The 14,242-nt window shown below is 49.4% G+C and carries 9 protein-coding genes and 1 tRNA gene; 7 read left to right on the forward strand and 3 right to left on the reverse strand.

What is annotated here, in order from left to right; translation table 11 throughout:
• Positions 1–280: 280 nt before the first annotated feature.
• From K7P01_RS23030 to K7P01_RS23055, 6 genes are all read left to right on the forward strand, one after another.
• Positions 281–2,983: a c-type cytochrome gene (locus K7P01_RS23030; protein ID WP_267296939.1), complete on the forward strand. Its 2,703-nt coding sequence runs from the start codon at positions 281–283 to the stop codon at positions 2,981–2,983.
• 3 nt (positions 2,984–2,986) lie between these two features.
• The gene (locus K7P01_RS23035) at positions 2,987–3,691 is read left to right on the forward strand and encodes a 3-keto-disaccharide hydrolase (protein ID WP_267296940.1); all 705 of its coding nucleotides are present in this window, start codon (positions 2,987–2,989) and stop codon (positions 3,689–3,691) included.
• Positions 3,692–4,155: 464 nt separating this feature from the next.
• Complete coding sequence (locus K7P01_RS23040; protein ID WP_267296941.1) at positions 4,156–5,223, forward strand: ice-binding family protein; 1,068 nt, start codon at positions 4,156–4,158, stop codon at positions 5,221–5,223.
• A 444-nt stretch (positions 5,224–5,667) separates the two neighbouring features.
• A complete protein-coding gene (locus K7P01_RS23045) occupies positions 5,668–6,231 on the forward strand; it encodes a suppressor of fused domain protein (RefSeq protein ID WP_267296942.1) in 564 nt (187 codons plus the stop codon).
• A 42-nt stretch (positions 6,232–6,273) separates the two neighbouring features.
• Positions 6,274–6,594 (forward strand): hypothetical protein, encoded by a 321-nt coding sequence (locus K7P01_RS23050; protein WP_267296943.1) that lies wholly within the window; start codon positions 6,274–6,276, stop codon positions 6,592–6,594.
• Positions 6,595–6,817: 223 nt separating this feature from the next.
• Positions 6,818–7,330, forward strand: coding sequence for a hypothetical protein (locus tag K7P01_RS23055; protein WP_267296944.1), 513 nt, complete (start codon positions 6,818–6,820; stop codon positions 7,328–7,330).
• A gap of 337 nt (positions 7,331–7,667) precedes the next feature.
• Here the strand turns inward: K7P01_RS23055 and K7P01_RS23060 are convergent.
• The 3 genes from K7P01_RS23060 to K7P01_RS23070 all read right to left on the reverse strand — a co-directional run bounded on the left by K7P01_RS23060 (position 7,668) and on the right by K7P01_RS23070 (position 12,790).
• Positions 7,668–7,739: transfer RNA gene (locus tag K7P01_RS23060), tRNA-Arg, on the reverse strand.
• 117 nt (positions 7,740–7,856) lie between these two features.
• A complete protein-coding gene (locus K7P01_RS23065) occupies positions 7,857–12,215 on the reverse strand; it encodes a PKD domain-containing protein (RefSeq protein ID WP_267296945.1) in 4,359 nt (1,452 codons plus the stop codon).
• 140 nt (positions 12,216–12,355) lie between these two features.
• Positions 12,356–12,790, reverse strand: coding sequence for a hypothetical protein (locus K7P01_RS23070; protein WP_267296946.1), 435 nt, complete (start codon positions 12,788–12,790; stop codon positions 12,356–12,358).
• 170 nt (positions 12,791–12,960) lie between these two features.
• Here K7P01_RS23070 and K7P01_RS23075 point away from each other — a divergent pair, with 170 nt between their 5' ends.
• The gene (locus K7P01_RS23075) at positions 12,961–14,052 is read left to right on the forward strand and encodes a hypothetical protein (protein WP_267296947.1); all 1,092 of its coding nucleotides are present in this window, start codon (positions 12,961–12,963) and stop codon (positions 14,050–14,052) included.
• Positions 14,053–14,242 lie beyond the last annotated feature (190 nt).

Consider the following 14,242-nt stretch of genomic DNA (forward strand, 5'->3'; position numbering starts at 1 on the left):
TCTTTTTCATTGTACTGTATTAAAGGTAATGATTTTTAAAACCATCGATTGACCTGGTCCTGTGGACTTCCTATCCACGACCACCAGAGGTCAATCGTACCTTTACACAGTTAGTTAGACGCTACCTAGTACCATGATTTCTTTTATCTCGCAAACTCAGGACAGTGCAGGATGGATATAATACCCGAGCATCTTTTTCCGAAAAATTGTCACCGTTGGTACAGAATGCATTGATAGCGTAGTTGATAAACTGTATACTCGCAAAACCAAGCCAAACTCCATGTTTCTAACCTTTATCTGTCCGCTGCGTACTTTTCGCTTTCTCAGCCACCTGCTGATCTTTTTTTTGCCAGTAGTTTTTTTAACAATGTCCTGCGGTCCTGCTCGGGAAGATGCCGCTGCTCTTCAGGATCCGAAGATCGCCAGGCTCAAGCTGCCGGAAGGTTTTAAAGCAGAGCGGCTGTATGGTCCGTCGGAGAACAAAGAGGGGTCTTGGGTGTCGATGACTTTCGACCATAAAGGCCGGTTATTGGCATCTGATCAGTACGGTGCGATATACCGGCTTACGATACCGGCCATAGGCGATACGACCAGGACACGTGCGGAGCGTATCGATTTAGAGCAACCGGGTAATGGGATCGATACAACCCAGCGGGTGAGCATCGGGTATGCGCATGGGCTATTGTGGGCCTTTAACAGCCTGTTTGTGGTGGTGAATCACGATCAGGACGAGGAATTTGAGAAAAGCAGTGGTCTTTACCGTTTAGAAGATACTGATGGCAATGACCAGTTCGATAAAATCACGTTGCTGAAGACGTTGCAGGGCGCAGGGGAGCATGGCCCTCATAACATCATTCTGGCACCCGATAAAAAATCGATGTACCTGATCGCCGGCAATTACACCAAAGTGCCGCCGATGGATAGCTACCGTTTGCCCTCGAACTGGGGTGAGGATAACCTTTTTCCGCTGATCACAGATCCCAACGGCCACGCTGCCGAGCTCAAGGCGCCCGGCGGGTGGATCGCGCACATCGACTCTACCGGCAACAAATGGGAATTGGTCAGCGCTGGTTATCGCAATCCCTTTGACCTGGCCTTTAATGCCGCGGGTGATTTGTTTACGTACGATTCGGATATGGAGTGGGATTTCGGGTTGCCCTGGTATCGGCCTACGCGCATCTGCCACGCTACAAGCGGTAGTGAATTTGGCTGGCGCACGGGCAATAGCGTGTGGTCGCCGTACTTTGCCGACAACCTTTCGCCTGTGATGAACATTGGCCAGGGCTCCCCGACTAATCTGGTGTATGGGGGCAGCGCACGTTTTCCGGAAAAGTATAGGGATTGTCTGTTTGCTTTCGACTGGAGCTTCGGCATTGTCTATGCAATCTACCCCGAAGCCGACGGTGCTTCTTACAAGGCCAGGGGCGAGGAGTTTCTGTCCGGTACGTCCTTGCCACTGACGGATGGTGTGATTGGGCCCGACGGCGCATTATACTTTCTAACGGGCGGGCGCAACCTCGAGTCGGATCTCTATCGCGTTTACTATACCGACCATTTGCCGGCGCCGCAAGCAAAGGCCGTTGCGCTGAGCGAGGTGCAGCAGCTACGCAGAAGACTCGAGACATTTCATTCGGACGTAAAAGAGGGCGCTGTCGAAGAAGCCTGGCCGCACCTGAAGCATGAGGATCGTTTTATACGCTATGCAGCCCGCATAGCCGTAGAGCATCAGCCCGTGGCAACCTGGCAGGCGCGCGTGCTGGAGGAGAAAGACCCGGTGCTGCTGACACATGCCGCCATGGCCCTGGCGCGGCAAGGCGGCCACCAAGTAGAGTCCGCGTTGCTCGAAGCTTTACTACGCATACCGTTTGCCAGGCTTACCGAACAGCAGCAGACCGATGTCGTGCGTGTATTTGAGCTGGTGCTGGCGCGCATGGGTATGCCCCCGGGCGCGGTGAAGACAAAGGTGACGGCCTACCTTAACGACCAATACCCTGCCCGCTCGAATACACTGAACCGCGCGCTTTGCAAAGTGCTGGTGTACCTGGATGCACCCGGCGTGGTAGAGAAGACCATGACCTTGCTCGAAACAGCCAAAGACGACCCCGCTGGAAAAACGTTGATGGAGTCATCGGACATGATTCTGCGCAACCCGCAATACGGCATGGCTATCGCCGACATGCTATCGAACGTGCCGCCGGCACAACAGACCTATTATGCCACGGCATTGAGTGCCGCTAAGAACGGGTGGTCTGCCGATTTGCGTAAGAAATATTTCGAATGGTTCTATCATGCTTTCAGCTACAAGGGCGGTCATAGTTTTCGCGGATATATCGACAAGGCCCGGACCAATGCCCTGCAGAACGTGCCCGCGGGACAGTTTACGTACTACAATAAACTGTCGGGCGACTCGCTGGTGAGGCTCTCGGGCAACATATTGGTCGACAATGCGCATCAGCCGCAGGGGCCGGGGCGCAATTGGTCCGTAGAGGAGGCGTTGCAGGAGCTGAACAATGTTACCGACAAACCTGATTTCGTCCGGGGCAAGGACATGTTTGCCGCATCGCTGTGTATCCAGTGTCACACGTTCAAGGGTGAGGGTGGCGTGTCAGGCCCGGACCTGACGCAGACAGGCACCCGCTTTTCTACGAAAGACATTCTTGAAGCCATAATCAACCCGAGCCTTACGATATCCGATCAATACGGGGCAACCGTGTTTGTATTAAAAGACGGCAAGACAGTACTGGGCAGGCTGATCCGCGAAGATGCTACGAAGTACTACATCGCCCAAAATCCCTTTGCCCCACAAGTAGTACGAGAACTGATGAAGGAGGCGGTGGCGAGCACGCGTGTGTCGGAAGTTTCGCCGATGTTACCTGGGCTGATCAACCGCCTGAACCGCGAGGAGCTGAACGACCTGGTGAACTACCTGAAGTCGGGCGGCAATGAAAATCATGAAGTGTATAAGGGTAAGAAAACGCAATAAGCTATGAAGATACAAACAGTCCTGTTGCTGGTACTTTTTTATGTGGGTGCTCTACCGGTGGTAGAGGCGCAGCAAAAGAAAGATGCCTTTATTTCTTTGTTCGATGGCAAGACGCTGAAGGGCTGGGCTGGCGATACATCGGTATGGCGTGCAGAACAAGGTACCCTTGTCGGTGAAGTAAAGCCAGGTGTTACGCTCAGGAACAATACATTTCTGATCTGGCAGGGTGACCAGCCAGGTGACTTCGAGCTTGTGGCCGAGTTCAAGATCACCGAAACAGGCAACAGCGGTATTAATTACCGAAGCGAGCCGGTGAGTGGTGTGCCCTATGGGTTGAAAGGATACCAGGCAGATATTGATGGTAAGCATACCTATACCGGTCAGAACTACGAAGAGCGGGGCCGTGGTTTTTTGGCTAAGCGCGGAGAGCAGTCGCGTCTGGAGGCTGGTCAGGAGCCGGCCATCACCGGGTCGCTGGGAGACGGCGATGAGCTGCGGCAAAAGATCAAAAGTGGCGACTGGAACGAATGCCGGCTGGTGATAAAGGGCAACCGTATGCAGCACTATATCAACGGCGTGCTGATGAGCGACGTGACCGATGGCGATGCCGGCGCACAAAAAATCTCCGGATTGCTGGGTCTGCAAGTGCATGTAGGGCCACCGATGAAAGTGGCGTATCGTAACATCCGGATTAGAGCAATACGATGATGTTTTAAAGACAGGGGTTCTACCCTGATCCGACGGCCATCTCCAATGTGGCTTCTTTACTTTTTAGCATGCAGATTCGTTTTGTAGTCGCGGGTTAAGTGCATAAAGACTACAAACGCTGCATTTTAAGCTGTCAAACATACGTTATATCAATTGCCAGGTCTTATTGGTTAAAGTTAATATGTTTTGTATTTCTTTAAGTAGTCTTTAGGTTGTCCGAACAATTAATTCTTGCTTTTTCGTTGAGGTAATGGCAAATCAGGCAATGCAACTACTTGCGCTTGGGATTTACTTTGATCGTGGATAAATCCGGATCTAAACCCAATGTGCAGAGTTTGTCTCCTAAACATAGGATATATGTAACCTTAGCTTTTTCTTATGTAATGCTAAGGTTCTGCAATACTTTCATATTTGTCTGCCATTTCTTATCTCTCTTAATGCTCTCGCTAAAAAAAAAATAATACATGAAATATTTAAAGCTAATTCAACAGTTATCTGTGTTTTTTATCATGCTCTTTTTATTTACTGCTTGCTCAAAGGACGATGATACCGACTCCACGCCAGCAGTAAGTCTTACAAGTCCTAACAACAATGCTGTAGGCATTGCACGGAACAACTCAATTTTAGTAACGTTCAGTACGGCAATGGATCCTGCAACCATTAATTCCTCTACGATTATTATTCGGCAGGGTGGTACAGCGATCTCGGGTGACGTCACATACACTGGAATGGTAGCAACCTTTACGCCTACAGATAATTTATTAGCACTGACTGAATACACAATTACAGTAACATCAGGCGCAAAAACTTTGGACGGCAAGGCACTCTCTTCGGACTTCGTATCGAGTTTTACGACGGGCGGATCTACATCAGTGCGATCAATTGTAACGTTGGGCGACGCGGCTGGCTACGTTATTGTTGCCAAGACAGCAATCAATAATAGTTCAACTTCTGCTATAACAGGCGACCTGGGACTCAGTCCTGCCGCTACTTCTTACATTACCGGGTTAGCATTGACCAACGCCACAGGGTATGCAACATCAAGCCAAGTCACGGGTAAATTATATGCAGCAGATATGGCTGTGCCCACACCTGACAATTTAACCACGTCTGTCAATAACATGATTACCGCATACAATGATGCAGCCGGACGTACATTGCCAGATTTTATTGAATTGGGTGCTGGCAATATAGGAGGCAAGACGCTCACACCGGGTCTGTATAAATGGACTGGAAATGTTACGATTCCATCCAGCATTGTAATTTCAGGCGATGCCGATGCTGTTTGGATATTTCAGATTGCAGGAAATCTTACCATGAGTTCTGCGGTGAATATTACCCTTGCCGGAGGTGCTCAAGCGAAAAACATTTTCTGGCAAGTTGCAGGCCAGGCAACACTTGGTACAACCTCTCACTTCGAAGGTACGCTTCTCTCAAAGACCGGAATCACTCTTCAGACGGGAGCTTCTGTGAAAGGTAGACTACTTGCACAAACCGCAGTTATCCTCGATAGTAATGTTGTGACGAAGTAGAAAAACCAACTCAAGCATAATAGAGACTGTCGTTTACGACAGTCTTTTTTTAATTGCTCTCTGGTTTGATAGCGCAATTTGCAACGCACTTCTCCTCTTCGGTAAAACAGAAAAAAGCCTTCTAATTTCTAAAAATTAGAAGGCTTTTTCAATGTCGATCGGAGGGGTATTGGTTCGAGCTCAATTCTTTCCGATTTTAACAAAATCATACAGTTTCGCTTAAAATCTGCACGTTGAGAGACATGATCGGAGGATGATTTTACTACGAAATCGCAAGAATATCCGGTAGTTACATATCGAACGTTGTAGGTAACATTTCTAGTCAACTTTCAAATGGCCTGAACTTCAGGGGAGCTTACAGACGCAGTTGACATTTAATTTGATTATTTTGGCGTGCCGCCACGCCTTACAGCAAAACGGTGGCTGGTCATTACATTTCGACAGATGAGTTTCAAAAACTATACAGACGAGTTAAGACGACATTACGAATCATTTTATGGCGTTGCAGGCAAAAAACTGACTTGGGACAAAGGACCAACGAATAAACTTCATCCTGATTTTTATGTTCTAGAGTTTGGACCATCAGAGCGACATCAAATGTGGACTTATGTAACCGTTGGAATGTCAATGGACAGGGATGACAACAATTTAATCGAATTAATTACCTATTCAAAAAATCTGGACAAATCAAGAGTTGAATTATTGACTTTGAATGCGTCCTTTCATAGAAACTCAGAGCCGTTAAATTTACATCATACAGTTGTCGTCGGACAATTAACAGACTTCGATACAACGTGTGATCATGGGTTCATTTCACTGCCATACATCGAAGGAGAAGAGCTTGAAATTATAAATCTCAATGGACGGGAAATCCATTGTTATTGGTTTATTCCAATTACCGAGAAAGAAAGAGATTATAAAATTGAATTTGGTTGTGACGCACTAGAAGATTTGTTCGAAGAAAAACAATTCGACTACCTGGACGAACAAAGGAGAAGTTTGGTGTAGTGCAACGACTGCCCACAATGCCATTTACATGAATGAAAAACTATGACAGAGAGACTTAAATCGTTGTTTGATATATTGGATTTAGAACATTTCAGGAAAAGGACTCCGATGTACACTGGTGACTGGACGATAACTTCATTAGCCGCATTCATGAATGGCTTTGGTCTGGCTACGTCCATCAATAATTCGAACGACAATGATACATTTAGATTTAATGAATTTCCCGATTGGATCGCCAAATATTTCGGATGGTTTGAGTCAACCGCAGGATGGAAAAATATCATACTAAAAGAATGCAATGGGGATGAGAGAAAAGCTTTAGACAGGTTTTTTGAATTATATGGTCAATTTAAAAAGAGATAAACCAGTTGCTAACAATACATGCCAAACGATAAACCTGTCGGCATGTCCTCATGGCGAGCGTCTACGAAAACAGGTTCGATTCCTCCAATAAAAGGCCTTCGGATAAAAAAATATAGTGACGATTTTCTTAAATGGTATTATACTGATGAAGATGAGATTAATTCTATTTCTGATTGCATTTTGGTTCTGTACTTTTTGTACAGAACGAAAGACCAAAGACGACATGCTCGAAACTTATTCAATACTTAAAACCACAGATTTGAGCGATTTTTCTTGCTGGCGAATTTTAGAACGTGGTGACAAGTTAATTTTTTCGATGTATTATGAGCATAAAGATTCAACTTTTTACCAATATGCCAGTTCTGGTTCCCTCTTAACTAGGTCAAAATATCGCAGCATATGGTTTTCTCTCAATGAAGACTTTGATTCACTATATTGGATTAACAATGATACTACATTGCAATTTGATGATGGTGTCGAATTTTTGTCTCATTATTCCGACCAGAATACTAATGATTTGAAATCTAATATAAAGTCTAAATATAAAAATTTTAAAAGATTAGGGCTGAACGAGGTATCTGGTTATCCATGGGCAAATTTTTATTTTCAATTAGATCGCTGTATAGCATTGACGAAAGTTGAAGGGGGCGCTAGAAATGAAGATTTCTTATTTAAAAGAGGATATATTAAGCTGGACTCTAACTGGTATTATTTGATTGAAGCAACATGTGAATGATAAATGCCTAATGAGGGCGGTGATTATTATCCATTTGGGGTAACATTTAACTCGTACAACAGGGATACAGCATACCCCAGAAGTTCGAATATAACGGCATTGAGAATGAAGACGATCTCGAATTGAACATTAATACCAGTTTCTTCCGCGTGCACGACCCACACAGGGCCGCTGGTGGCAAATTGATCCCAAGCTGACGGGAATGTGCTTGCTAAAGCTTCCGACACCCGCCACAGCAGAATGAAAAAATTTGATTACTACGTAGAAGGTACCGAACAAGAATTATCGAACACAAAAAAGCCTGAAATCAATCAAGACTCCAGGCTTTTCATGTTAGTAGTCCCGGCAGGAATCGAACCTGCATCTTCAGAATCGGAATCTGAAATACTATCCATTGTACTACGGAACCAAAAACACCGGAAATACGGAAAAACTCCGATGGTGGGGTGCAAAAATAGAAAAAGCCGGCATTCCATCACAAAAAAAAGCGTCTTTTGTGGTTTTCGCGCCTTTCCGGGGTTTTGCGCTACTCCACCTTCACCACATTTCGCTGATAAGTCCCCTGCGCCGTCACAATCACGAGTACATACTGTCCCGCAGGAATCTGCGATACGTCGATCGTTTGGCCGGCGCCGACGTTCGTATAGACCCCTACTGTGCGACCCAGTTGGTCTACGATCCGGGCTTGCCTTACCGGCACGACTTGCGACAGCAAAAGATCTGACTTAAACGGAACGGGATACACTGCTATGCCGGCGCGGCTGCCGGGTGTTTCAAGCCCCGTGATGACAAACGATACAGGCGTAGACTCGGCCGTGCAGCCAGACGTGGCTATTCCGGTTACGCGGTAGCTTCCTGACCTCAGTGCCGTGAGGCTGGAGGTTTGCTCATCCTGCAATACGCCATCGCGATACCAGCTGTACGATATAAAGCCTGGCGTGGCCAGGAGAACGTTTTCCCGGTGGGTAATGGCAATCGTGGGTACTTCGACAAACTGAACGGCGATCGCCTGAGAGGGCGCACTGAGGCATTGTGCTGATTCACCCACACGCAGGGAGCGAGGTGATTGAATGTCGTCGGTCCGGAGGATCGAAATCTCACGTGCCGTCTGGCCGTCACTCCATTGGTAATACGGGTATTCATCGACCGCGCGCAATACAGCCGCCTGGTCTGCACACACGGGCATGGAAGAGGCTGTGACGGCGGGCGCCGCCGGATATTTGTAGACCTTCTGAACGATCGAGTCGGAAGCTGTAAATTTAGAGAGGCAGACATCTTTGGCCAGAAGCTCGACCCTGGCCTTAACCTCCTGGGTGGCGTTTATCTGTTCGTATATCGAAGAGGTAAAGCGCGTGGCAGGTCCATCGTTGAAATACCAGCGAATCCTGTAATGACCCTCGACGACGTTGGTAGTGGTTTTGTAACCCACTGGTGCTCCTTCACAAACTCCGGCCAGTTGACTGGCATCGTCCGGAATGATGCGGAGTGAAAGCGGCGCCATCGACCGCACGTCCATGACTTCCTGGTGCGACGCTACGGTACCATCGGCGGCCGTGGTGGTCAGCGTCACAGTATACTTTCCGACGTTGGTGTAAGTATGTTCCGGATGTTGCTCGTTTGAACTCTTGCCATCGCCGAAGTTCCACGACCAGCGATTGACCGTCTCACCGGCCGCGGGCTGGCTGACATCCTGGAACCTGATCGACTCGCCTGCACAGTGCCGGCTCGTACGGAAAGCGGTGGCCTCACCAAAACCTACCTTTGCAAGCAGCAGGTTGCTACTGACGTACGGCGCAGGCAGGAGTACGTTTGCGTTGAGTGTCTTGTCGTCCAGTTGGACGGTCTTATCAAATTCACCCGCAATGTAAACGTCGCCTTCCTGATCGGGTATGCAATATTTAAGTACCCCGTCCTTTACAAGCCCTTTTGCCCATTGAATCGCACCGGCCGCATCGTACTTCGCAGCATAGCTGGAGAAGCTGTGGCTTGTTGATTCAGGAACCCGTAAGCCGTCGAAATTCAGATCGTTCGCGTAAAGCCCAGCAATAAATATATTGCCGGCAATGTCAGCCGCCATATCCGTTACCTCGATCTGACCTGTGCTTGTGATCTGCCGTATCCACACCGGTGTGCCGGCATCCGTTATTTTCAGGACCAGGTAGGTGCCGACATTACCAACCTCCCTATCCAGCACCTTCACGGACGTGGAGGATTTAGACGTTGTCATGCGGGTCGTCAAGATCAAATGGTCGCTGCCGTCGACGGCGACATTCGGCGTATAAAGAGACGCAGTAGGACTTAGGTTTTTAGCCCAGGCTACTGCGCCCGTCGGGGTATATTTTACCAGGACCTGAACGCCGTTAGCAGGGCTGAGCGTAACGCTGCCAAACGTGGTCGGTTCCGTAAGCTCGCCGACGATGTACACATTCCCTTTGCTGTCGTACGCCGTTTTGTGGTAGTATAGCGCTGTATTCGTCGTGGTAGCATAGCGCAAGGCCCCCGTCTTTGTCAATACAGCCAGTGCAGTGCCGGCTTTGCCACTGGTCGTAGCGACGTTGGTGCCGGCAATGGTAGTGCTGCCGTTATGGTAGGCGGTGAAATATACATTTTGCAACTTGTCCACCTGTAAGGTCGCGACACCGTCTGCTTTAAACACCTGGTACCACACCATTTTGCCATCCGTGCCAAGCTTGGCGACATACCGGTAGCGCTGGCCATCGTTCGGTTTGGTGATATTCGTTCCGCCAACGACGGTCGTCGTTGCCGTCAAATCGCCCGTGGCATACTGGTTGCCGTCCGCGTCCAGCGTGACAGTGGTAGGCTCGAGATTCCAGGCCTCCAGCGCGACACCAGTTTTGCTATAGCGGATCGCGTAGTTGCGACCGAACATGCTTTGTAGCGTATTGTTCGCGGTAGTGACCTGTCCAGTCGGGCCGTTGCCGATGATAATCGGATTGCCACCAGCATCCAATAGGATGTCGGCAGCATGGGAGACCTTATCGAACTTACCCGCGTCTGACCACACGTAACGTGCGTCCGGTACAGGCGCCGAGATTGTCGCGGTCACCGGAACCACATATCCCGGGCAGGCGCCATCAAATGACGCGCGCGCATAAACAGTCGTTGTCGATGCTACATACCTGGAAAGAAAGTACCCCTTTTCAATACGCGTTTGTGCGGCAGGGTCCTGAAACCATTCGATTGTTTCATTTATTCTCTGCGGCGTAGCTTGTAGCACAAGGGTAGCCGGCCCCGTATAGCTGATCGCGCCGGCCACAACCGGTTGATATGCATAACCATAATAGGTCACCGTAACGACATCGCGCCCAGCGCTTGTACAGCCCGTGACCTTGCTGGTTTTCGAAACGTATGTTGTGGACGTGCTCGTTGTATAATATGACGTCGAATTGCCTTCTCTATAGGGACTGCCTCCCTGTGGGGTGTTATACCATTTATAGGTATATTCTGTAGGGTCGAGTGTAATCGGACCGGAGCTCTCACACGCAGTAATCGAACGCGCCTCGTTGGTGGGGGAGGTATGAACCTTCACAAGCTCGGTGGCTGTGTGTGATTGTCCCTGTGCGTTGGTGGCCTTCAGCGTAACAGTATACTCGCCCGGTTCTGTATACACATGGTTCACACGGCGTTGGTTTGCGGTCGGCGTACCGTCACCAAAGTTCCATTGCCACGAGACAATATCGCGGCCGCGAACGGTTTGCAGAAAGCGCACGGTATCGCGCTGACATTGCCCTTCCCATTGAAATTCTGCCTCGATGCCCGTGAACTGCGGCGTAATGTTGCCAAACCAATGCACAACATGTGATGCGCCCTCGGTCTTTACAAGATCGCGCAACCCGTCACCGTCGACGTCCAGCGCCTGCATTTCGCCGTCGTTCACCCCACTCGTGGCGATATAATTCTGCACAAACTTAAATTTCCCGCCGCCTGTATTTTCGAATAAATCCAGCGTGCAGTACATCCAACAGGTTGCAAATATATCTGTATCGCCGTCGCCATCGTAGTCATACACGGCTAGGGCGCGGTAATCACCCGAGGAATTTTCCAGGTAGCGCGTGGTGAAAGTTTTGCCGGTATTTTCCAACAGCAGAAGAGCTTTTGCGCTGCCATTGAGGTAGACACCACTTGCCACGATGTCCATATCTCCGTCGCCATCCAGGTCAACTGCCTTTACGTGCGCCCCGTTGCGGAAGTAATAGTAAGACTCACCAACCTTTTTTCCATTGATTTTCACGTAGCCGCCCGAACCTGAAATGGTGATGTAATCCGGGGTTCCGTTCTGATCCATGTCGGCGATATCAAAACGGTCAGCATAGCCTATACCTGCCCACGCTTGCTTTGTCCAGGAAGCGCCTTGATTGTTTTGAAGCCAGAACGAATCAGCGTATTGCTCGCCCACCAGAATATCCGGGTCGCCGTCGTTATCCATGTCGGTGACAAAAAGCGTCCCGGCGTAGTCAAGACCGGATGCGATTTGCACAGGGGCGGCGAATGATCCACTGCCGTAATTTTTCCAAATCACCACTTTGTTCCGGAACGACGCGGCAATGTCGATATCTCCGTCGTTGTCACAGTCGAACGTTTTAATGTACGTCAGGTAATTCTGCGCACTTTGAGGCAGCTCCGTCGGAGCACTGAAGTTGCCTCCGCCCAGGTTAAGCACGTAATAGGCGGGCCGTCCCTCCATTTGCTTGACGACGAAATCGAGTTTACCGTCGCCATTCAGGTCGCCCGCGTCAAATGTCTGGGGGACATAAAAACTGCTCGCGCTGTAGATGGTCTTACTTTTGGCGAATTGAGCATAAGAACCAGAGGGTAGCAGGATCGGCAGCACCAGCAGCAGGCAGAAACGATGGAAACGTGTCATAGAAAGGTTAAACGGCTCGCAAGATACGAACATGTGGGATGCCATTACCGTCTACCGGCCGTTCATGTAAGGATAACCGCGATTTCGCCCGTTTATCCCTGGGTTACACAGCGCTTTTGCGTTTAAAAGGCCTTTTTCACTTATTCACTGCAGCGGGTAGTGTGTGCCTCGTAGTCCAGTACTGGACCGTCGCAGGCTTGCCATTCCGTGTTTTTGAATTGGGTGGAAGACTTCACCTCGATGAACTCGGTAGGGGAGCAGCTTGCGCGTATGTTGTCCTCGCGGGGGTCATAGGAGAGCTCAACGTATTGTCTGTTGTCCAGGGTCACGTAGGTATAGCGACCCACCGCCTCGGAGACGGTGTCCTGATAGGTGCGGCGTTTTAAAAAGGTGCTGTCATCCCATAATGCGATCGTCTCCTGCCACGGCAGGTCATCGTCCGCGCTTTTGTCTCCGGTCCAGGAAGAGGTCATTTTTACAAGCCTCAACTCCAGACCACAGCCTTTCGGCCCGGCCTGGTCCTGACAGCCAAAGGCAACTATTGCGGGAAAGGCGAATAAAAGGATTCTTTTCATTAGGAGAATAATTACTGGGTTCGAGTTTATGTATAGGATGATCTTGTTGTCTTTAGACACAAGGAAGTAAAGAGAGGTTGTAACGGCTTTGAGATAACAGCCGCACTACCCAAAAAGGTTATAGCCCCGCGTCCAGGCCCCCGCTACCTTTGTTCGAAAACACCCCGGTCATGAAAACAACAGTTATCACACAGGCTTTTCGAGGCCACGCCAGCGCGGGCCCTGCGCGATTCTTTTCCGTTCTTCTGATCGCAGCAATGGTTATGGCGACATCGTGCAAGGACGACGATGGTGACACAGATCCTTCCATCGAAGAGTCAGCTTGCCGGGCTGTAAAGCAAACGACCACCGCCCAGGTATATATCGGTACACCGAATGAATACAGCTACACGGCTGTGTTCTCGTATGAATATGATGACAAGGGAAACCAGATCGGAAGCACGGTCCAGTACACCAACACGTATAAGGACGGAAAAAAGGCTTCCAGCACGTCGAACACCAGCATGCAGTATGACACCGACGGCTTTCTGCTTCGTACCGTGCGGCAATACAATTCGACTGACAAGGACGGCGTGACCAGCAATTCATCCACTAATGAGGAATATACGTATGAGAACGGCCGCCTGATAAAATCGGCGGTGACCAGTGTGACCGATGGCAAGCCTAGCAACTATGTATCTCAGTACGAGTACGACGGCGCCGGCAAGCTGATCAAATACTCCAATACGTACAATAATAGCTCGACCGCCATCACGTATAATGGTAACATTATTCAGAAAATAACGACGACGGATGGCGCCGGAAACGTGACATCGCCGTTCCTGCAGTATAACGACAAAGGGTGGCTGACCAAATCGATCGAGACCTGGGGTGGCGGCACCGATGAATTTCGGTACGAGTATACGGCAGAAGGGCAGATAGCCAAAGAAGAGCGCTACATCAATAGCAAGCCGTCCTCCGGAACGATCTATGAATATGACACCCGCGAGAATCCGAGCCGGTATATATACGGCCGGCCGAAGGGCCATCCGACCGTGCCCGGTACCCGACCAAACTTTCTCCAACTACACAACATCACGCGTGTGACATACCTGGAACCCAATGCCGAGGGCACAGCCTTTCAAAACAGGGCCTCGACGCTCTATGTTTATGACTACAACGCAAAAGGATTCCCCATTAACCAGACGCTGACAACCACGAATACCAAAGGAGAGGTTGATAGCTCCAACGCCACTACCACCGAATACACTAATTGTAATTAGTATAAAGTTCGTCCGAAGCCGGAACCGTTGTCCGTTTATGAACAGACCCTGTACGAAATGTTGCAGGTACGCAACCCTTATCGTCGATTTTGCATCTGTAAAGCATAGGCTATGTCCGGCGCGGTTTTTGGCGCTGGTACGGCTGTAACCTTCCTGGCGCTGTTGGCGTCAAACAACAACACCATTCCCT

The organism is Parachryseolinea silvisoli (assembly GCF_021190955.1).
In the GTDB taxonomy this organism is placed as follows: domain Bacteria; phylum Bacteroidota; class Bacteroidia; order Cytophagales; family Cyclobacteriaceae; genus Ohtaekwangia; species Ohtaekwangia silvisoli.

Coding starts and splice junctions, on each gene's coding strand:
- K7P01_RS23045 (WP_267296942.1), top strand. CDS start 5,668: ATGAGTTTCAAAAACTATACAGACGAGTTAAGACGACATTACGAATCA.
- K7P01_RS23065 (WP_267296945.1), bottom strand. CDS start 12,215: ATGACACGTTTCCATCGTTTCTGCCTGCTGCTGGTGCTGCCGATCCTG.
- K7P01_RS23070 (WP_267296946.1), bottom strand. CDS start 12,790: ATGAAAAGAATCCTTTTATTCGCCTTTCCCGCAATAGTTGCCTTTGGC.
- K7P01_RS23035 (WP_267296940.1), top strand. CDS start 2,987: ATGAAGATACAAACAGTCCTGTTGCTGGTACTTTTTTATGTGGGTGCT.
- K7P01_RS23050 (WP_267296943.1), top strand. CDS start 6,274: ATGACAGAGAGACTTAAATCGTTGTTTGATATATTGGATTTAGAACAT.
- K7P01_RS23040 (WP_267296941.1), top strand. CDS start 4,156: ATGAAATATTTAAAGCTAATTCAACAGTTATCTGTGTTTTTTATCATG.
- K7P01_RS23030 (WP_267296939.1), top strand. CDS start 281: ATGTTTCTAACCTTTATCTGTCCGCTGCGTACTTTTCGCTTTCTCAGC.
- K7P01_RS23075 (WP_267296947.1), top strand. CDS start 12,961: ATGAAAACAACAGTTATCACACAGGCTTTTCGAGGCCACGCCAGCGCG.
- K7P01_RS23055 (WP_267296944.1), top strand. CDS start 6,818: ATGCTCGAAACTTATTCAATACTTAAAACCACAGATTTGAGCGATTTT.